Source organism: Pantoea sp. RSPAM1, from assembly GCF_038816185.1.
GTDB classification, from domain to species: domain Bacteria; phylum Pseudomonadota; class Gammaproteobacteria; order Enterobacterales; family Enterobacteriaceae; genus Pantoea; species Pantoea ananatis.
The window spans coordinates 47,764-66,933 of record NZ_CP046137.1; the positions used below are offsets into that span (position 1 = coordinate 47,764).

General features: G+C 54.4%; 17 protein-coding genes. 3 read left to right on the plus strand and 14 right to left on the minus strand.

The genetic code is table 11. From position 1 onward, the window contains the following. Nucleotides 1-120: 120 nt before the first annotated feature. From GKC68_RS00740 to xylF, 5 genes are all read right to left on the minus strand, one after another. Nucleotides 121-558 (minus strand): GNAT family N-acetyltransferase, encoded by a 438-nt coding sequence (locus GKC68_RS00740; protein ID WP_058705861.1) that lies wholly within the window; start codon nucleotides 556-558, stop codon nucleotides 121-123. A 22-nt stretch (nucleotides 559-580) separates the two neighbouring features. Then, on the minus strand, nucleotides 581-1,756 hold the full coding sequence (gene xylR / locus GKC68_RS00745) for a D-xylose utilization transcriptional activator XylR (RefSeq protein WP_028725343.1): 1,176 nt from the start codon (nucleotides 1,754-1,756) through the stop codon (nucleotides 581-583). A gap of 92 nt (nucleotides 1,757-1,848) precedes the next feature. Continuing rightward, nucleotides 1,849-3,030, minus strand: a complete 1,182-nt coding sequence (gene xylH, locus GKC68_RS00750) for a xylose ABC transporter permease XylH (RefSeq protein WP_022623736.1) — start codon at nucleotides 3,028-3,030, stop codon at nucleotides 1,849-1,851. Then, on the minus strand, nucleotides 3,023-4,543 hold the full coding sequence (locus GKC68_RS00755; RefSeq protein ID WP_264215404.1) for a xylose ABC transporter ATP-binding protein: 1,521 nt from the start codon (nucleotides 4,541-4,543) through the stop codon (nucleotides 3,023-3,025). Before GKC68_RS00755 ends, xylH begins: the two co-directional genes overlap by 8 nt. 26 nt (nucleotides 4,544-4,569) lie before the next feature. Further along, nucleotides 4,570-5,562: a D-xylose ABC transporter substrate-binding protein gene (gene xylF, locus GKC68_RS00760; protein WP_019104653.1), complete on the minus strand. Its 993-nt coding sequence runs from the start codon at nucleotides 5,560-5,562 to the stop codon at nucleotides 4,570-4,572. Nucleotides 5,563-5,916: 354 nt separating this feature from the next. Between xylF and xylA the strand changes: the two genes are divergently transcribed. Beyond that, entirely contained in the window at nucleotides 5,917-7,239 is a 1,323-nt protein-coding gene (xylA, locus tag GKC68_RS00765; RefSeq protein WP_014332960.1) for a xylose isomerase, read from the plus strand. 17 nt (nucleotides 7,240-7,256) lie between these two features. Next, a complete protein-coding gene (xylB, locus tag GKC68_RS00770) occupies nucleotides 7,257-8,702 on the plus strand; it encodes a xylulokinase (protein ID WP_342656510.1) in 1,446 nt (481 codons plus the stop codon). Nucleotides 8,703-8,739: 37 nt separating this feature from the next. Here the strand turns inward: xylB and GKC68_RS00775 are convergent, their stop codons facing one another. The 6 genes from GKC68_RS00775 to pstS all read right to left on the minus strand — a co-directional run bounded on the left by GKC68_RS00775 (nucleotide 8,740) and on the right by pstS (nucleotide 14,638). After that, a complete protein-coding gene (locus GKC68_RS00775; RefSeq protein WP_047713557.1) occupies nucleotides 8,740-9,978 on the minus strand; it encodes an MFS transporter in 1,239 nt (412 codons plus the stop codon). A gap of 110 nt (nucleotides 9,979-10,088) precedes the next feature. Then, entirely contained in the window at nucleotides 10,089-10,823 is a 735-nt protein-coding gene (gene phoU, locus GKC68_RS00780) for a phosphate signaling complex protein PhoU (protein ID WP_013023944.1), read from the minus strand. 17 nt (nucleotides 10,824-10,840) lie between these two features. After that, nucleotides 10,841-11,614, minus strand: coding sequence for a phosphate ABC transporter ATP-binding protein PstB (gene pstB, locus GKC68_RS00785; protein ID WP_013023943.1), 774 nt, complete (start codon nucleotides 11,612-11,614; stop codon nucleotides 10,841-10,843). Nucleotides 11,615-11,658: 44 nt separating this feature from the next. After that, nucleotides 11,659-12,549 carry a phosphate ABC transporter permease PstA gene (gene pstA / locus GKC68_RS00790; protein ID WP_028725337.1) on the minus strand — a complete coding sequence of 297 codons (891 nt, stop codon included), beginning with the start codon at nucleotides 12,547-12,549 and terminating at the stop codon, nucleotides 11,659-11,661. Continuing rightward, the gene (pstC, locus tag GKC68_RS00795) at nucleotides 12,546-13,508 is read right to left on the minus strand and encodes a phosphate ABC transporter permease PstC (RefSeq protein ID WP_028725336.1); all 963 of its coding nucleotides are present in this window, start codon (nucleotides 13,506-13,508) and stop codon (nucleotides 12,546-12,548) included. The genes pstA and pstC overlap by 4 nt, the downstream gene beginning before the upstream one ends. Nucleotides 13,509-13,594: 86 nt before the next feature. Next, nucleotides 13,595-14,638, minus strand: coding sequence for a phosphate ABC transporter substrate-binding protein PstS (gene pstS / locus GKC68_RS00800; RefSeq protein WP_028725335.1), 1,044 nt, complete (start codon nucleotides 14,636-14,638; stop codon nucleotides 13,595-13,597). Nucleotides 14,639-14,814: 176 nt separating this feature from the next. Here pstS and GKC68_RS00805 point away from each other — a divergent pair, with 176 nt between their 5' ends. Beyond that, on the plus strand, nucleotides 14,815-15,198 hold the full coding sequence (locus GKC68_RS00805) for a hypothetical protein (RefSeq protein ID WP_206116025.1): 384 nt from the start codon (nucleotides 14,815-14,817) through the stop codon (nucleotides 15,196-15,198). Between the two features lie 43 nt (nucleotides 15,199-15,241). Here GKC68_RS00805 and glmS read toward each other — a convergent pair whose 3' ends face one another. The 3 genes from glmS to GKC68_RS00820 form a co-directional block, all read right to left on the minus strand. Beyond that, the gene (gene glmS, locus GKC68_RS00810) at nucleotides 15,242-17,071 is read right to left on the minus strand and encodes a glutamine--fructose-6-phosphate transaminase (isomerizing) (protein WP_058705866.1); all 1,830 of its coding nucleotides are present in this window, start codon (nucleotides 17,069-17,071) and stop codon (nucleotides 15,242-15,244) included. Between the two features lie 144 nt (nucleotides 17,072-17,215). Next, nucleotides 17,216-18,586, minus strand: a complete 1,371-nt coding sequence (glmU, locus tag GKC68_RS00815) for a bifunctional UDP-N-acetylglucosamine diphosphorylase/glucosamine-1-phosphate N-acetyltransferase GlmU (RefSeq protein WP_089528854.1) — start codon at nucleotides 18,584-18,586, stop codon at nucleotides 17,216-17,218. Between the two features lie 161 nt (nucleotides 18,587-18,747). After that, entirely contained in the window at nucleotides 18,748-19,167 is a 420-nt protein-coding gene (locus GKC68_RS00820; RefSeq protein WP_013023936.1) for a F0F1 ATP synthase subunit epsilon, read from the minus strand. Between the last annotated feature and the right edge of the window lie 3 nt (nucleotides 19,168-19,170).

Consider the following 19,170-nt stretch of genomic DNA (forward strand, 5'->3'; position numbering starts at 1 on the left):
GATTATTTTTATTATTGGCAGATGCCAATAAAAGGGGGAGAGAGGTTATTAATCTCTGCCCTGATTCTTTTAATAAGGGCAGTATCCTGCGCGATTGGGAGGGTGCTGAGCGGTCGGTTTTCAGAACCTGATGTTGTAGCGAACAACATCATCAACCTGGGCTAGCTTGTCGTAGAGTTTACGCGCGGGGTTATTTTCATTTGTCACCCAGTACACCTTTGCCCAGCCCGCCTCACGGGCTTCATCGCAGACCCTAGTGATGAGCGCTTTTCCCGCTCCCACGCCACGCGCATTTTCTTCAACGAAGAGATCTTCCAGATAGCATACGGGCTGTGTAAACCATGTGCCTTCATGTATCACGCAGACCACGAAGCCCGTCACCTTGCCATCAAATTCGGCCAGCCAACACATTAACGCTGATTCGGGCGACTGTATTCTCTGCCAGGTCGATAACGTGACGGCATCGTCCAGGTTCTGTCGGTAAAAATGCAGATAACCTTTCCAGAGGGTTAGCCAGGCAGAGTAATCCTCTGGTAGGGCTTTGCGGACCTTGAGCATTGGACATTCCTTCGTTAAGCATCTACACCACCTCGCCATTCTCCTGGCGGTACTCCTTCGGCGTGGTGGCATAGCTTTTTTTAAACACAGAGTAGAAATACTGGAGCGACGGGTAGCCGCACATCTGGGAGATCTCATTGATGCTCAGCGACGAGCCCGCCAGCAGCTCCTTTGCCTTCTCCAGCTTCTCACGGTGGATCATGGCATGAATCGTGTCGCCGGTTTCGTCCCGGAAACGCTTCTCCAGGTTTGAGCGCGACATGCCAATCGCATCCAGCACCTGCTCTACCTTAATCCCCTTGCAGGCGTTGAAGCGAATAAAGTGCATCGCCTGGATCACGGCGGGATCGTGCAGTGAGCGAAAGTCCGTAGAGCGGCGGGCGATGACTTTTACCGGCGGTACTAAGATACGCTGCAGAGGCAGGGTTTGCTTATCCAGCAGGCGATGCAGCAGTTTGGCGGCCTGATAACCCATCTGGCGCGAGCCCTGAACCACGGAGGACAGCGCTACCCGCGACAGGTAACGCGTCAGCTCTTCGTTATCAATACCAATCACGCACAGCTTCTCCGGCACCGGAATCTTCAGGTATTCACAGGCCTGCAGCAGATGACGCGCGCGGGCGTCGGTGACGGCAATAATGCCGGTATGGGGAGGAAGCGTTTGCAGCCAGTCGGCCAGGCGGTTTTGTGCATGCTGCCAGTTCTCAGAGGCAGTCTCCATGCCCTGATAGACGACGCCCATGTAACGTTCACGCATGACCATTTTACGAAACGCCAGTTCGCGCTCCTGCGCCCAGCGTTTGCCGCTGGAAGCCGGTAAACCGTAAAAGGCGAAACGGTTGATGCCGCGTGCTTTCAGGTGCAGAAAGGCACTTTCCACCAGCGCACTGTTGTCGGTGGCGATGTAGTGTACTGGCGGATAATCCTCTTCACGGTGATAGGAGCCGCCTACGCCGACAATCGGCACTGCCACGTCCGCCAGCGAACGCTCAATGGCACTGTCGTCATAATCTGCGATGACGCCGTCGCCCAGCCATTCATGGATATTCTCAATGCGGCAGCGGAAATCCTCCTCAATGAAAATATCCCAGTTGGTCTGCGAAGCCTGTAAATATTCGCCAACGCCTTCTACCACCTGACGATCGTAAACCTTGTTGGCGTTAAACAGCAGGGTAATGCGGTATCGTTTTTCATGCATAGTGGCACATCCCTTTAACTCCCAGCGCATTGCATAGCACAGCCGGATGCGCCACAGAAATGGTTTGCGCCACAGTGTGATCGTTCACACGATTACATACGGCGGCGCGTTGCCGTGTCCATCCACACGGCCAGCAGCAAAATCGCACCTTTAACGATGTACTGCCAGAAGGTCGGCACATCCATCATACTCATGCCGTTGTCCAGCGAGGCCATAATAAACGCGCCCATCACCGCGCCCGCGACGGAACCGACACCGCCGGCCAGGCTGGTGCCACCAATCACGCAAGCCGCGATCGCATCCAGCTCGGCGATATTCCCGGCGGAAGGCGAACCGGCCCCCAGGCGCGAACTGAGGATTAGCCCGGCAATCGCCACCATCAGGCCGTTGATGGCAAACACCGCCAGCTTGGTGCGCGCCACGTTAATGCCGGAGAGCCGCGCGGCATCAATGTTGCCGCCAATAGCATAGATACGCCGCCCGAAGGCGGTGCGGGTGGCCATAAACATCCCCACCAGCATGAGCAATGCCAGCAGCAGGACCGGTGTCGGTACGCCGCGATAATCATTCAGCAGCCAGATCGCACCCAGTACCAGAACGGCGGTAATGGCCTGCCGCGCTACGGTGCCGGTGGCGGCTGGCTGAGCCAGGCCCAGTTGCTGACGGCGCAGCCGCAGGCGCCACTGCCACAGAATAAATAGCGCCAGGCCCGCAAAGCCAAAGCCAAAACCGATCCCCCCAGGCAGATAGCTTTGACCGATCTGCGACATCGCCGGGCTTGTCGGTGCCACGGTAGTGCCATCGGTGATGCCCACCAGAATGCCGCGAAACGCCAGCATACCGGCCAGGGTAACGATAAATGAAGGAACCTTGCGATAAGCTATCCACCAACCGTTCCAGGTGCCGAGCAACAAGCCCAGCACCAGCGTGACCACGATAGTCAGCGGCAGCGGCCAGCCCAGCCAGACATCGAAGATCGCCGCCGCGCCGCCCAGCAGGCCCATCATGGATCCAACAGAGAGATCGATCTCGGCGGAAATAATCACAAAAACCATGCCCACGGCCAGAATGCCGGTGATCGCCGTCTGGCGCAGCAGGTTAGAGACGTTGCGCGGACTGAGCCAGGCGCCGTCAGTGGTCCAGGTAAAGAACAGGGCAATCAAGACAATCGCCCCCAGCATCACTAGCACCTGCAGGTTACGCAGGCCGAGCTTGCTGGATACGTGCTTGTTAGCCGGTGCCGCTACGGCAGGTTTACTCTCGCTGTTAAGCATAATGTTCACTCCGCAGGGCGGCTTCCATCACCTGCTCCTGAGTCAGATTGTCGTTAATCAGATCGGCTTTGATTTGCCCTTCATGCATAACCAGAATGCGATCGCTCAGGCCCAGCACTTCAGGCAGCTCAGACGAAATCACAATTACCGAGATGCCCTGCTGTACCAGGGCGTTGATCAGCACATAGATTTCCTGGCGCGCCCCAACATCAATGCCGCGCGTCGGCTCGTCCAGAATCAGGATTTTTGGGTTGAGCAGCAGGCACTTCGCCAGAATCGCTTTTTGCTGATTACCGCCGCTGAGGCGACCAATCGGCAGCTCAGGCGAAGAGGTTTTCACCCGCAGTCGTGCAATGGCGGCGTTGATGGCTTGCAGTTCCTCGGCCTCATCAAGGGTGGAAAGCCGGTGACTGAACTGGTCCAGCGCGGCCAGCGTGATGTTTTTGCCTACGCCCATCAGCGGCACGATGCCGTCTTTTTTACGATCTTCCGGCACCATGGCAATGCCGTGCGCGATGGCGTGCTGGCAGTCGCGAATCGTGACTTTTTGGCCATTAATCGCGATGTCGCCCTGCCAGCGTCCCGGCCAGACGCCAAACAGGCACTGCACGGTTTCAGTCCGGCCTGCACCGACTAATCCGGCGATGCCGAGAATTTCGCCCTTTCGCAGGGTGAAGGAGACGTTATTCACCCGCTTCACATGACGGTTAACCGGATGCCAGGCTGTCAGGTTATCGACCTGCAATACCGTGTCGCCAATGTCGTGAGGCGAATGAGGATAAAGCGCCGTGAGTTCGCGACCGACCATCATGGTGATGATGTCATCCTCGTTCAGGCCTGCCGCTGGCCGGGTGGCGATGTGCTGACCATCGCGAATGACACAGATCGTGTCCGAGATAGCCTTCACTTCGTTGAGCTTGTGCGAGATGTACACGCAGGCAATGCCATGTTCGCGCAGGTTCTGGATGATGCTGAGCAGCACGGTCGTCTCCTGCTCGGTCAGCGATGAGGTGGGCTCATCCAGGATCAGTAAGCGCACCTGCTTGTTAAGCGCTCGGGCAATCTCCACCAGCTGTTGTTGCCCAAGGCCCAGTTCGCCCACGCGCGTATCCGGCGAGACGTTGAGTTTGACGCGCTCCAGCAGCTGCTGGCAGCGCAGCGTCATGGTTTCATCATCCACCATGCCGAAGCGCCCCAGCTCTGCGCCAAGAAAGATGTTCTCCATCACCGTGAGCTGCCGCACCAGCGCCAGCTCCTGATGGATGATGACAATGCCTTTGCGTTCGGTATCGCGGATGGTTTGCGCCTGAATATCCTCCCCGGCAAAGCGAATCTGCCCGTCGAAATCCCCGTGCGGATAGAGCCCGCACAGGATTTTCATTAGCGTCGATTTGCCAGAGCCGTTTTCACCGCACAGCGACAGCACTTCACCGGCATCCAGCTGCAGGCTGACGTTATCCAGCGCCTTCACCGCGCCAAAGCGCTTGGTGATGTTCTTCATTTCCAGCAACATCGTTTACTCTCCTTCGCGTAGCGCGATCAGAGCTCGCTTTTCTTGTGGAAACCGTCTTTCACCACGGTGCTGTCGATGTTGTCTTTGTTGACCTCAATCGGCGTCAGCAGGCGCGCTGGCACATCCTTCAGGCCGTTATTGAGCGTGGCGTTGCTGGCTGGCGTCTGACCGTTCCCCAGCTCGATGGCAATCTTCGCGGCTTCGGTAGCCAGCTCTTTGATGGGTTTGTACACCGTCATGGTCTGGGTGCCGTTCATAATGCGTTTGATGGCAGCCAAATCCGCATCCTGCCCGGAAATGGCCACTTTACCAGCCAGCCCCTGAGCGCTTAGCGCCTGAATGGCACCGCCCGCAGTGGCATCGTTAGAGGCGACAACTGCGTCAATATTGTTTTTGTTGGCGGTCAGGGCATTTTCCATAATTTTCAGCGCGTTTTCCGGCAACCAGGCATCCACCCACTGGTCGCCAACAATTTTAATGCTGCCGTTATCGATGTAAGGTTTTAACACCTTCATTTGTCCTGCGCGGAAAAGGCGGGCGTTATTATCTACAGGTGATCCGCCCATCAGGAAGTAATTTCCTTTTGGTACCTTTTTCACCAGGCTTTCCGCCTGCATTTCACCCACTTTTTCATTATCAAAGGAAATATAAAAATCGATGTCGGCGTTATTTATCATGCGGTCATAGGCAAGAACTTTAATTCCTTCACGTTTGGCTTCTGCCACTACGTTACTCAATACCTGACCGTTGTAGGGAATGATAACCAGCACATCAACGCCACGGTTGATCATATTTTCAATTTGCGACATCTGCGTTTCTTCATTGCCATTGGCTGACTGCACGAAGACTTTTGCGCCCTGCGCCTCAGCCTGTTTGACAAAGATGTCACGGTCTTTTTGCCAGCGCTCCAGGCGCAAATCGTCGATTGCCATGCCAATTTTGACTTCTTTTGCCAGACTGGCCTGGCTGAACAGGGCCAGCGCTGCAAGAGCTGCGAGTAATGCAGGTTTCATTTTCATCATGGTCATCCTGTAGGGTACGGTTATTGTCGTTGTAAGGCTATGAACCAGGCGGATGAATTGTTCACCTTATTTTCTGCTGCCAGCAATTACTGATTTTTATCCCGCTATTACGTTTTTTGGTTTATTTCTGTATTTATGAGCGTGATCGAAAATTTTACATTTTCAGACTCACCGATTGCGAGATGAAACCTGTCGGGCGTCATAAAGCTTTCATATTTTTTTGCGAGCAAGTGCACAATAAATAATTATCTTACCGGCTGTGTGAAATATCGTAATTGAGCGCGCTGAGAGCGGGTACGCACAATAACGCTTCTGGGTAACCCATTCGGGGCCGATGCTAAGGAGCAAACCATGCACGCTTATTTTGACCAGCTTGATCGCGTTCGCTACGAAGGAACAAAAACCACCAATCCTCTGGCGTTCCGCCACTACAATCCGGATGAAGTGATCATGGGTAAAACCATGGCCGAGCATCTGCGCTTCGCCGCCTGTTACTGGCATACATTCTGCTGGAACGGTGCCGATATGTTTGGCGCGGGTGCGTTTGATCGTCCGTGGCAGAAAGCGGGCGAGGCGCTGGATCTGGCCAAACTCAAAGCGGACGTGGCGTTCGAGTTTTTTCACAAGCTGAACGTGCCCTATTACTGCTTCCACGATGTAGACGTGTCACCGGAAGGGGATTCGCTGAAAAGCTATCGCGAAAACCTGGCCGTCATGACCGATAAACTGCTGGAAAAGCAGCAGGAAACCGGGCTTAAGCTGCTGTGGGGCACAGCGAACTGCTTCACCCATCCGCGTTATGGTGCAGGCGCTGCAACCAGTCCCGATCCAGAGGTGTTTTCCTGGGCAGCCAGCCAGGTATGCAGTGCCATGAAAGCCACCCAGACGCTGGGCGGCGAAAACTATGTGCTGTGGGGCGGTCGTGAAGGATACGAAACCCTGTTAAATACCGACCTGCGCCAGGAGCGCGAGCAGATCGGCCGCTTTATGCAAATGGTGGTGGAGCACAAGCACAAAATCGGCTTCCAGGGCACGCTGCTGATCGAACCTAAGCCGCAGGAACCCACCAAGCATCAGTATGATTATGATGTCGCCACGGTTTATGGCTTCCTGAAGCAGTTTGGTCTGGAAAAAGAGATTAAGGTGAACGTCGAAGCGAACCATGCGACGCTGGCCGGCCACGCTTTCCATCATGAAATTGCAACGGCAATCGCCCTTGGCGTGTTTGGTTCAGTGGATGCCAACCGTGGGGATCCGCAGTGCGGCTGGGATACTGACCAGTTCCCGGTGAGCGTGGAAGAAAACGCGCTGGTGATGTATGAAATCATCAAAGCAGGCGGTTTCACGACCGGCGGCCTAAACTTTGATGCCAAAGTGCGCCGCCAGAGCACCGATAAGTATGACCTTTTTTATGGCCATATCGGGGCGATGGACACCATGGCGCTGGCGTTAAAAGTCGCGGCGCGCATGCTGTCTGACGGTGAGCTGGATAAACGCGTTGCGCAGCGCTATAGCGGCTGGAACGGTGAGTTCGGTCAGCAGATTTTGAAAGGCGAGTTCTCTCTGGACGCGCTGGCAGCCCATGCGCATCAGCAGCAGTTTAACCCGCAGCACAACAGTGGACGTCAGGAGCAGCTGGAAAACCTGGTGAATCACTATCTCTATGATTTTTAATCCGTAAGGAGCGCGACATGGTAATCGGGATCGATATCGGCACATCCGGCGTTAAGGTTGTGCTGCTGGATGAGCAAGGCGTGGTTATTGCGGTGGAAACCTCACCCCTGGCGGTTTCCCGCCCGCAGCCGTTGTGGAGCGAACAAGATCCCGAAAGCTGGTGGCTGGCAACAGACCGCGCGATACAGGCACTGGCCCAGCAGCACGATCTGAGTGGGGTAAAAGCGATTGGCCTGACCGGGCAGATGCACGGCGCTACACTGCTTGACGCACAGCATCAGGTGCTGCGCCCGGCCATTCTCTGGAATGACGGACGCAGCGGCGATCAGTGCCGTGAGCTGGAACACCGGGTGCCTGAATCGCGTCAGATCACCGGTAACCTGATGATGCCGGGCTTCACCGCGCCAAAGCTGCTGTGGCTGAAAGAGCATGAACCTGACGTTTTTGCTCAGGTCGCAAAAGTGCTGCTGCCCAAAGATTACCTGCGCTGGCGACTGAGCGGCGAATTTGCCAGCGATATGTCAGATGCGGCGGGTACAATATGGCTGGATGTGGAAAAGCGTGACTGGAGTGATGTGATGCTGGCGGCCTGCGGGCTGGCGCGTCACCACATGCCTGCGCTGTTTGAAGGTAATCAGATTACCGGTGCGCTGTCAGCGGATATCGCACAGCGCTGGAAACTGCCTCAGGTGCCGCTGGTGGCAGGCGGGGGCGATAACGCTGCCGGCGCGGTGGGTGTCGGCATGACAGCGCCGGGGCAAGGCATGTTGTCGCTGGGAACGTCCGGCGTCTATTTTGTGGTCAGCGATGGCTATCTCAGTAATCCGCAACGTGCCGTTCATAGCTTTTGTCATGCCTTGCCACAGCGCTGGCATCTGATGTCCGTGATGCTCAGTGCCGCGTCCTGCCTTGACTGGGCAGCTACGCTGACCGGCTGCGACGATGTTCCTCATTTATTGTCAGAGGCGGAGCGGGCAAAACAGGATGCGCCGCCGCTGTGGTTTTTGCCTTATCTGTCGGGGGAACGCACGCCGCATAATAATCCGCATGCCTGTGGCAGCTTCTTTGGCTTTACCCACCAGCACGGACGACCAGAGCTGGCGCAAGCCGTGCTGGAAGGCGTGGGTTTCGCACTGGCCGAAGGCATGGATGTGGTACACGAATGTGGTGTGACGCCCAGCAGTATCATGCTGATTGGCGGCGGCGCCCGTAGCGGTTACTGGCGCCAGATGCTGGCGGATATCAGCGGACAGACGCTGGATTACTGCGAAGGTGGGGATGTCGGACCGGCGCTGGGCGCAGCCCGTCTGGCGCAAATGGCGCTGGATGAGAAGCTGACCGTGCCTGCCCTGAAGCAGGTGCAGCGCCACCAGCCGGACCCGGCGCGCCATGCGTACTATCAGCCGAGACGTGAGACGTTCAGTCGGCTGTATCAGCAGCTGCTGCCGTTGATGCAGGCGTAATCCAGAAAGGGGGCAAACTGTGTTGCCCCCTTTTCACTTAACCAATCGCCCCCAGCGCATCGTCCTGACTCTGCTTTTTCGGCAGCAGGAACAGCGTTGCCACAATATCCAGCAGGTAGATGAGCGCCAGTAAGGTAATGGCCGCCACGAACGAAAACTTGCCTGCCAGCAGGCCGATCACCAGCGGGCCGAATCCACCGACGCCACGTCCCAGGTTAAACAACACATTTTGCGCGGTCGCGCGCACCTGTGGCGGGAAGGTATCCGAGATCAATGCACCATAGCCGCCAATCATGCCATTAACAAACAATCCCATCAGGGCGCCCGTAAACAGCATGACGGTGGGATCGCGCAGTTGCGCATAAACCACAACCATCACGACTGCGCCGAACTGATAAAGCAGGAAGATTTTCCAGCGTGCAAAGCGGTCCGCCAGCACGCCAAACAACCAGATGCCAAAGGTCATGCCGACCACGGTTACTGCCGTCCAGAGACCGGATTTTGTCAGGCTGAAACCGAAGTTTGATGAGAGGTAGCTCGGCATCCAGATCATCAGGCCGTAATAACCAAAGTTCTGGACGGAGCAGAGAATAAAGATCCCCAAACTGGCCTTGCTGGTGGCGCGGTCTTTAACCAGTAATTTCAGTCGGGCGGGAAAAGACAGCGAGGGTACATGTTTGATCTGGCGGGTAAAGCTCTCAGGTTCGCCCATGCTGCGTCGAATAACAAACGACACCAGTGCAGGCAGTAACCCCACCAGGAACATGCCGCGCCAGCCAATCACACTCAGCAGCGGTGGCGTGATAAAGGCCGCCAGCAGAACCCCCAGTTGCCAGCCGATCCCGACCCACGCCGATGCGCGGTTGCGCTTCTCTGCCGGCCAGGCTTCCGCAATCAGCGCCATGCCGATACCAAACTCGCCGCCGAGCCCCATTCCAGCCAGCGTACGGTACGCCAGTAGATCCCAGTAACCCTGAGCCACCGCGCACAGGCCGGTAAAAACGGAGAACATCAGTATCGTAATGGTTAAGACACGAATACGCCCGTAGCGATCGCTGAGATGGCCAAACACGATGCCGCCAATCACGGCGCCAATCAGCGTCCAGGTCACCAGCGAGCCTGCCTGTGAGGGATCAAGCGCCAGCGACAGGCTAATGGCGGGCAGCATAAATCCCAGAATCAGCAGGTCGAATCCATCCATGGCATAACCGCTGACGGCAGCCAGCATCGCTTTGGCAGGCGTAACGCTCTGCTTAGAAGAGGAAGAAGAGGACATGAGTCAGCACCGTTGGTTAAAAAACTGGCGCAAGTATAAAGAGCGATGATGATGAGGTCTATGCAGAATAGCCGCAACCGTGCGCCTGAATAGCACACGGTTGTGCAGAATCAAGAAGGTTTATTACTGCCGTCGTCGCCGGATAACAGCTCATCAAGCTTGTCCCCGCCGACGTGACGGAAATCCTGACCTTTGACGAAGTAGAAAATAATTTCGCAGATGTTCTGGCAGCGGTCACCAATACGCTCGATGGCGCGGGCGCAGAACAGTGCAGTTAACACGCTGGGAATCGTACGGGGATCTTCCATCATGTAAGTCATCAGCTGGCGCACAATCCCTTCATACTCTTTATCCACTTTTTTATCTTCGCGATAGATCTGAACGGCTTCGTTAAGATCCATACGTGCAAACGCGTCCAGCACGTCATGCAGCATCTGTACGGTGTGGCGGCCCAGGGATTCCAGGCTGACCAGCAGAGGCAAATGTTGCTGACCAAACTTCTCCAGTGCGGTACGGCTGATTTTCTCGGCCACGTCGCCGATACGTTCCAGCTCGGAAATGGTCTTAATAATTGCCATCACCAGGCGCAGGTCAATCGCAGTAGGCTGGCGTTTGGCAATGATGCGCACGCAGGCCTCATCAATCTCCACTTCCATCATGTTGACCTTCTGGTCGCCATCGATGACGCGCTGGGCCAGCTCACCGTCCAGGTTATGCATGGCGGTAATCGCATCGGTCAGCTGTTGCTCGACCAGCCCGCCCATAATCATCACCTGAGTGCGGATGTGCTCCAGTTCAGCGTTGAACTGACCGGAGATGTGTTTATTCAGATTTAAACTGTCCATGGCGATCTCCTGTCAAATCAGCCGTAGCGACCTGTGATGTAGTCTTCTGTTTGTTTCTGTGCCGGCTTGGTGAACAGCGTGTCGGTGTCGCTGAACTCAATCAGTTCGCCCAGATACATAAATGCCGTGTGATCGGAACACCGTGCAGCCTGCTGCATGTTGTGGGTCACGATCACAACCGTATAATCCTGCTTCAGTTCGGTAATGAGCTCTTCAATACGGCCGGTGGAAATCGGATCCAGGGCCGAGCATGGCTCATCCAGCAGCAGCACTTCCGGACGGATAGCGATGCCGCGGGCAATGCACAGACGCTGCTGCTGTCCACCCGACAGGCTGTAACCACTCTGGTGCAGCTTGTCTTTGGTTTCGTTCCACAGGGCCGCTTTGGTCAGGGCCCACTGCACGCGCTCATCCATGTCGGCACGAGACAGCTTCTCGAACAGGCGCACGCCGAAAGCAATGTTGTCATAAATCGACATTGGAAAAGGCGTTGGCTTCTGAAACACCATGCCAACGCGCGCCCGCAACAGCGCGATATCCTGATGCGAGGCCAGAATATTGTCGCCATCCAGCAGAATATCACCTTCGGCACGCTGATCCGGATAGAGCGAATACATTTTGTTGAAGGTGCGCAGCAATGTGGATTTACCGCAGCCTGATGGTCCAATAAACGCTGTAACCTGGTTTTTAGCAATATCCAGATTAATGTTTTTCAGAGCGTGAAACTTGCCGTAATAGAAATTCAGGTTACGAACCTCAATTTTTCCAGCTGACGCAGTCGCAGTACTCATTGTTTTTCTCTCTTAATCGACACCGCACAGGGCAGTGTCGGTAGTTAACCGTGTTTACCCTTGGCGAAAACCACTCTTGCTACGATATTCAGCAGCAGCACGCACAGGGTAATAATCAATACGCCAGCCCAGGCCAGGCTCTGCCACTCAGCAAACGGGCTCATCGCGAACTTAAAGATGGTGACCGGCAGGTTGGCCAGCGGCTGCATCATGTCGGTACTCCAGAACTGATTCGACAGCGCAGTAAACAGCAGCGGCGCGGTTTCACCGGCAATACGGGCAATGGCTAACAGCACACCGGTAATGATGCCGGAAACGGACGCCTTGAGCGTAATCGCCGAAATCATCTTCCATTTTGGCGTGCCCAGCGCATAGGCGGCTTCGCGCATGCTGTCTGGTACCAGTCGCAACATGTTTTCCGTGGTACGAATCACTATTGGAATCTGCAGCAGCGCCAGCGCAATCACGCCCGCCCAGCCGGAGAAGTGGTGCATCTGCGCCACGACGATGGTGTAGACGAAAAGGCCAACCACAATTGAGGGCGCTGACAACAAAATGTCATTAATAAAACGAATCACTTCTGCCAGTGCTGATTTGCGTCCGTACTCCGCCAGATACACGCCAGCCATGATGCCGAGCGGCGTCCCGAAGAAGGTAGACCAGAAAATCAGTAAACCGCTTCCCGCCAGGGCATTGGCCAGGCCACCGCCTGCCGTATTAGGTGGCGGCGTGGACTCGGTAAACAGCGACCATGACAGTCCATCAAGACCACGGCTTACCGTAGTAAACAGAATCCACACTAACCAGAACAGGCCAAAAGCCATGGTCAGTAAGGACATTGTCAGCGCAATTTTGTTTTTGGTACTGCGCCACGACTGCATCTTACGACGTGACGCTTCCAGCTCAGCGCGAGCCTGTACTTCCATTGTTGTCATGATCGCGCTCCTTCACTTTTTGCCAGACGCATAATCATTAACTTTGAAATCGCCAGCACGATAAAGGTAATCACAAACAGAATCAGTCCCAGCTCCATCAATGCCGCAACGTGTACGCCGGATTCAGCTTCGGCAAATTCATTCGCGAGTGCCGACGTAATGCTGTTACCTGGCATATACAGCGAAGCGCTATCGAGCTGGTAGGTGTTACCAATGATAAAGGTCACGGCCATGGTTTCACCCAGCGCGCGTCCCAGCCCCAGCATCACCCCGCCGATCACCCCATTTTTAGTGAAGGGCAGAACAATACGCCAGATCACTTCCCAGGTGGTGCAGCCGATACCGTAAGCCGACTCTTTCATCATGACCGGCGTCTGTTCGAATACGTCGCGCATGACTGAGGCGATGTAGGGGATGATCATGATGGCCAGGATAACGCCTGCGGCCAAAATACCGATACCAAAGGCCGGACCTGAAAACAGCTCACCGAGGATCGGAATGCCCGACAGCACATTGCCCACCGGCGTCTGGAAATACTCGGCGAACAGTGGCGCAAAAATAAATAAGCCCCACATGCCGTAAACAATACTGGGGATCGCGGCTAACAGCTCAATCGCGGTCCCCAGTGGACGACGTAACCAGCCTGGTGCAAGTTCAGTAAGGAAAAGCGCAATACCGAAACTAACCGGTACCGCAATGATTAAGGCAATAATTGAGGTGACGAGCGTACCGTAAATCGGTACCAGCGCACCAAATTGTTCGTTAGGAGCGTCCCAGGTTTTGGTCCACAAAAACGCGAAACCAAATTTCTGTATGCTCGGCCAGGAAGAGAAGATCAGGGAGACGATGATGCCGCCCATTAGTAACAAGACGATCAGCGCAGAGAGTTTTACCAGTGCACCGAAAACTCTGTCACCTTGCTTGCCTGGGGCTTTGAATGCCGACTTCGTTGCAGCCATAGAAGTCTCAGTCCTCAGAAGTTATCAGGGCGGCAGACGCCGCCCATGAAGGCTGACCAGACTGATGTCCGGCCAGGGTCATTCACTTACTTGTACAGCGCTTTACCTGAACTGTCTTTGATATTGGCTTTCCATGCAGCACGGATCTGCTGAACAACGCTCTCAGGCAGGGTAGCATAATCCAGGGCGTTAGCCGTTTTGCCGCCGTCTTTATAAGCCCAGTCGAAGAATTTCAGTACTTCGGCACCTTTCGCCGCATTCGCCTGGTCTTTGTAAATCAGGATAAAGGTGGTTGAGGTGATCGGCCATGCATCATTGCCTTTCTGAAAGGTCAGATCCTGGGCAAATGATTTGCTCCAGTCTGCGCCTTTTGCAGCATTAGAAAAGCTGGTTTCGCTTGGCGCAACGGCCTTACCGTCTGCATCCATCAGTTTGGTGTAAGTCAGGTTGTTCTGTTTGGCATACGCGTACTCAACGTAACCAATGGAGCCTGGCAGACGCTGAACGAACGCCGCAACGCCGTCGTTACCTTTGCCGCCCAGACCGGTTGGCCAGTTAACGGTGTTACCTTTACCAATTTTGCTGTTCCACTCTTCATTCACTTTCGCCAGGTAGCTGGTGAAAACGAAAGAGGTACCTGAACCATCCGCGCGGCGCACCACGTTGATGTTGGTGTCTGGCAGTTTCACGCCCGGGTTCAGTTTAACGATCGCTGGATCGTTCCACTTCTTGATATTGCCGAGATAGATATCACCTACGGTTTTTCCGTCGAGCGTCAGTTGGCCAGATTTTACGCCTGGCAGGTTAACCGCCAGCACCACACCGCCGATCACGGTAGGGAACTGGAACAGCCCATTCTTCTGCAGATCTTCGTCTTTCATAGGCGCATCGGACGCACCGAAATCAACGGTTTTGGCGATAATTTGTTTTACACCGCCAGATGAACCAATGCCCTGATAGTTAATTTTGCTACCGGTGGCTTGCTGATACTCTGCTGCCCACTTGGCATAAACCGGCGCCGGGAATGTACCGCCAGCACCAGTCAGATCGGTGGCTGCAAAGGCAGAAACCGCACTAACGGCAAGAGAGGCGGCGAGGATTCGGGCTACGGTGCTACGCATCAGTGTCATGTTCCCTCCAGGGGAGAAAAGTCAGGCTAAGTGCCTTTTTAGTAAGAGTCAGTGATTGCTGCAGGAGGGAAAATAGGACAGTTTAGTGACAGAAAAATGTAGTTAATATTACAGTTATATGACAGACACAATTATTGCTAATTTTTACAACCACACTATTGAAAAGGATATGTTCGATGAAATTTATGAAGAAGCTTCTGGTAGGCAATATCGTCATCCTCTGTACGCTGGCCAGTGCCCAGGCGTATGACGTACCGCAGATTCATTCGGATGAATCTTTTGCAATGGCAGATGGCAGAGGCACGCTGGCTACAATTGATGGTGGTGGCGCGGTCAGACAAGCTTCTGTCAATGCTGAGGATGTGAGTAAAACGAAGGAGAATGTAGAGAAATTATTAAAAACGCAAGAAAACCAGACTGATACCCTCAACCAGCTCATACAAAAGATCAGTAAAAATGAAGATACGATCAATAACCTGCAACGCTCACTTGATGAGGCTAACCGTAAAATCAGCGATCAGCAGCGCGTAATTGAGCAAATCAGCAGCAAAATAAAATAAATGGAACGCGTGAATCCCTGCTGGGATTCACGCGTGAGAGGCTTTACTCGACCGTGACCGATTTCGCCAGGTTACGCGGCTGATCCACATCGGTGCCTTTAATCAGGGCGACATGATAGGAGAGTAGCTGGAGCGGCACAGTATAGAAGATAGGCGCAATGGCCTCTTCAACGTGTGGCAAGGGAATAATCTTCATTCCCTCGCTGTCACTGAAACCGGCATCCTGATCGGCAAACACGTACAGCAGACCGCCGCGCGCCCGCACCTCTTCGATATTCGATTTCAGCTTCTCTAACAGCTCGTTGTTCGGTGCCACCACGATGACCGGCATGTCAGCATCGATTAGCGCCAGCGGACCGTGCTTGAGTTCACCCGCAGCATAGGCTTCCGCATGAATATACGAAATTTCCTTCAGCTTCAGCGCGCCTTCCATGGCGATCGGATATTGATCGCCACGACCAAGGAACAGCGCATGGTGCTTATCAGAGAAATCTTCAGCCAGGTTTTCAATCAGCTTATCCTGCGCCAGCATTTGCTCAATGCGGCTTGGCAACGCCTGCAGACCATGAACTATCTCATGCTCTTTTTCTGCGGACATGCCGTTGAGGCGGCCGAGTTTTGCCACCAGCATCAGCAGCACGGTGAGTTGGGTGGTAAAGGCCTTTGTGGAGGCCACACCAATCTCAGTGCCCGCTTTAGTCATCAGCGCCAGATCGGATTCGCGCACCAGCGACGAACCCGCGACGTTACAAATGGCCAGCGATCCCAGATAACCCAGCTCTTTGGACAGGCGCAGCGCAGCCAGCGTATCAGCGGTTTCACCCGACTGAGAGAGGGTAATCAGCAGGCTGTTTTTACGCACCGCGGATTTGCGATAGCGGAATTCAGACGCGATTTCGACGTCGCAAGGGACGTTTGCCAGCGCCTCGAACCAGTAACGCGAAACCATACCGGAGTTATATGAGGTGCCGCAGGCAATGATCTGAATATGTTCTACCTTGCTGAGCAGGGCTTCTGCATTTGGCCCCAGTTCACTGAGATCCACTTCACCGTGGTTAAAACGTCCTGTTAAGGTGTTTTTAATCGCATTCGGTTGCTCATAGATCTCTTTCTGCATGTAGTGACGATACTGGCCTTTGTCGCCCGCATCATACTGCACGCTGGACTCGATCTCTTCGCGACGGACGTTATTGCCGTTGCCATCAATGATGGTGACATCACGACGGCTAATTTCAGCGATATCACCCTCTTCCAGATAAATGAAGCGGCGAGTGACCGGTAGCAGCGCCAGTTGGTCAGAAGCGATAAAGTTTTCACCCACACCACGGCCAATGACCAGCGGACTTCCGGAGCGAGCCGCCACCAGCAGCGACGGATCGCGGCTGTCCATAATCACCATGCCATAGGCGCCGCGCAGCTGAGGGATCACGCGCTGTACAACTTCACGCAGCGAGCCGCCCTGTTTCTGTTCCTGATGGACCAGGTGCGCCACCACTTCAGTGTCGGTTTCTGAGGCGAAGTGATAACCTTTCGCCATCAGCGCTTCACGCAGGGGCTCATGGTTTTCAATAATGCCGTTATGGACGATAACGATGTGCTCAGAAACGTGCGGATGCGCGTTGGCTTCTGAGGGCTCGCCATGGGTTGCCCAGCGAGTGTGGGCAATCCCTGTTCCGCCGACAAGGGGCTGTTCTTCTGCGGCTGCAGCCAGCATCTGAACCTTCCCCAGACGACGCAGGCGCGTTACATGCCCCTGCTGATCGACGACGGCAAGACCGGCTGAGTCATAACCGCGGTACTCCAGGCGGCGTAACCCTTCTAACAAAATTTCAGCGATATCACGTTGTGCTACTGCACCAACAATTCCACACATAGTTATTTCCTGACTTCATGGCTGTTCGCCATTGCGTTGTCATATGACCTGATAGTCCGGCTTTGCCGGTTCCCCGAGCCTTGTAGAGAGTGGGGATTATAGTTTTGGTACTGCAAGCGGCCCGTTTATCACGGGCCGTAAACATTATTTTTTCTTCTGCGGACGTTGCCAACCGGCTTTATGGTTTTGCTCTTTACGGTTATAGACCAGATCGGCTGCAGAGACATCTTTCATTATCGTGGTGCCCGCTGCGATAGTCGCGCCTGCCGCCACATTGACCGGCGCGACCAGCTGCGTGTCCGATCCTACAAAGACGTTATCGCCAATGATTGTTTTGAATTTATTCGCGCCATCGTAATTACAGGTGATCGTTCCCGCCCCAATATTCACATTGGCACCAATCTCGGCATCGCCAAGGTAAGAGAGGTGACCCGCTTTGGACCCTTTACCCAGTCGGGCTTTCTTCATCTCGACAAAATTACCCACGTGCGCGGCCTGAGCCAGCTCACTTCCCGGACGCAGACGCGCAAATGGCCCTACGGTACAGTCTGCAGCCAGATTTGCATCCTCGATCACCGAATAGGGGCTGATATCACAGTCATCCCCGATAACGCTGTTTTTGATGACGCAGCCAGCACCAATTTTTACACGGTTACCCAGCGTCACCTGGCCTTCAATGATAACGTTGGTGTCAATTTCAACATCACGGCCGTGCTGCAGCGTGCCACGCAGATCGAAACGCGCAGGATCGCGGAGCATGACGCCTGCCAACAGCAGTTTTTCAGCCTGCTCGCTTTGGTAAGTCCGCTCAAGCGTGGCCAGCTGCAGGCGATTATTGACACCGTCAGTTTCGCTATTGCGGGCCGGATGCACTGCATTAATCACCCGACCTTCTTCATGCGCCAGAGCAATAATATCGGTAATGTAGAATTCGCCCTGAGCATTATTGTTATTCAACTGGGACAGCCAGCGCTTAAGATCGCCGCCATTGGCGATCAGGATACCGGTATTAATTTCGTTAATGGTCAGTTGAGAAGGCGTGGCATCTTTTTGTTCAACAATACCTACAATGGTGTCATTCTCGCGCACGATGCGACCGTAACCGGTGGGATTATCCAGGACGACCGTTAATAAACCGATACCGCCCGCGGGTTTTGCTTCGCGCAGACGCTGTAAGGTAGCTTCAGAAATCAGCGGGACATCACCATAGAGCATCATGATGTCTTCGTCATCGGCGAAGTGAGGGGCCGCCTGCTGCATAGCGTGGCCTGTACCCAGCTGCTCAGCCTGTAGCACCCAGTTTACTGTGCTGTCGTTTAACGTTGCTTTGAGTTGGTCACCACCGTGCCCGTATACCAGGTGCACATGCTTTGCACCCAGGCCCTTTGCGGCATCAATGACGTGCTGAACCATCGGTTTTCCTGCCAGCGTATGCAACACTTTCGGCAGATCGGAATACATACGGGTGCCCTTGCCAGCCGCAAGAATCACCACACTCATCGCACTGTTAGACATATCTATCCTGACTGATTGTAGACTGAAGAAAGTTAAACGATTTAGCACTGAGATTACTACATTTTTCTCGGCCCGAAATTAGCCAACATCCTTTTGCTTTACCGTTACGCAAAAAAAATGCCAACCCAATGGGCTGGCATTTCGTGACGCATAAAGCCGGATTACATCGCTTTTTTGGTCAGCTCGATCACGCGCAGTTTCGCAATGGCTTTCGCCAGTTCCGCAGAGGCCTGAGCGTAGTCCACGTCGCCGTGGCTGCTGTTCATATGCTCTTCTGCTTTACGTTTTGCTTCCAGGGCACGCGCTTCGTCCAGGTCAGTACCGCGAATTGCGGTATCGGCCAGAACGGTGGTGCTGCCAGGCTGCACTTCCAGCACGCCGCCAGAGAGGTAAATAAACTCCTCTTCGCCGTGCTGTTTCACGATACGGATCATTCCAGGCTTAATGGCAGTCAGCAACGGGGCATGGCCAGGGAAAATCCCCAGTTCACCTTCGCTACCTGACACCTGAATTTTCTGTACCAGACCAGAGAACAGTTGGCTCTCTGCGCTGACAACATCCAGGTGATAAGTCATAGCCATAAT

Coding starts and splice junctions, on each gene's coding strand:
- GKC68_RS00740 (WP_058705861.1), bottom strand. CDS start 558: ATGCTCAAGGTCCGCAAAGCCCTACCAGAGGATTACTCTGCCTGGCTA.
- xylR (WP_028725343.1), bottom strand. CDS start 1,756: ATGCATGAAAAACGATACCGCATTACCCTGCTGTTTAACGCCAACAAG.
- xylH (WP_022623736.1), bottom strand. CDS start 3,030: ATGCTTAACAGCGAGAGTAAACCTGCCGTAGCGGCACCGGCTAACAAG.
- GKC68_RS00755 (WP_264215404.1), bottom strand. CDS start 4,543: ATGTTGCTGGAAATGAAGAACATCACCAAGCGCTTTGGCGCGGTGAAG.
- xylF (WP_019104653.1), bottom strand. CDS start 5,562: ATGAAAATGAAACCTGCATTACTCGCAGCTCTTGCAGCGCTGGCCCTG.
- xylA (WP_014332960.1), top strand. CDS start 5,917: ATGCACGCTTATTTTGACCAGCTTGATCGCGTTCGCTACGAAGGAACA.
- xylB (WP_342656510.1), top strand. CDS start 7,257: ATGGTAATCGGGATCGATATCGGCACATCCGGCGTTAAGGTTGTGCTG.
- GKC68_RS00775 (WP_047713557.1), bottom strand. CDS start 9,978: ATGTCCTCTTCTTCCTCTTCTAAGCAGAGCGTTACGCCTGCCAAAGCG.
- phoU (WP_013023944.1), bottom strand. CDS start 10,823: ATGGACAGTTTAAATCTGAATAAACACATCTCCGGTCAGTTCAACGCT.
- pstB (WP_013023943.1), bottom strand. CDS start 11,614: ATGAGTACTGCGACTGCGTCAGCTGGAAAAATTGAGGTTCGTAACCTG.
- pstA (WP_028725337.1), bottom strand. CDS start 12,549: ATGACAACAATGGAAGTACAGGCTCGCGCTGAGCTGGAAGCGTCACGT.
- pstC (WP_028725336.1), bottom strand. CDS start 13,508: ATGGCTGCAACGAAGTCGGCATTCAAAGCCCCAGGCAAGCAAGGTGAC.
- pstS (WP_028725335.1), bottom strand. CDS start 14,638: ATGACACTGATGCGTAGCACCGTAGCCCGAATCCTCGCCGCCTCTCTT.
- GKC68_RS00805 (WP_206116025.1), top strand. CDS start 14,815: ATGAAATTTATGAAGAAGCTTCTGGTAGGCAATATCGTCATCCTCTGT.
- glmS (WP_058705866.1), bottom strand. CDS start 17,071: ATGTGTGGAATTGTTGGTGCAGTAGCACAACGTGATATCGCTGAAATT.
- glmU (WP_089528854.1), bottom strand. CDS start 18,586: ATGTCTAACAGTGCGATGAGTGTGGTGATTCTTGCGGCTGGCAAGGGC.
- GKC68_RS00820 (WP_013023936.1), bottom strand. CDS start 19,167: ATGGCTATGACTTATCACCTGGATGTTGTCAGCGCAGAGAGCCAACTG.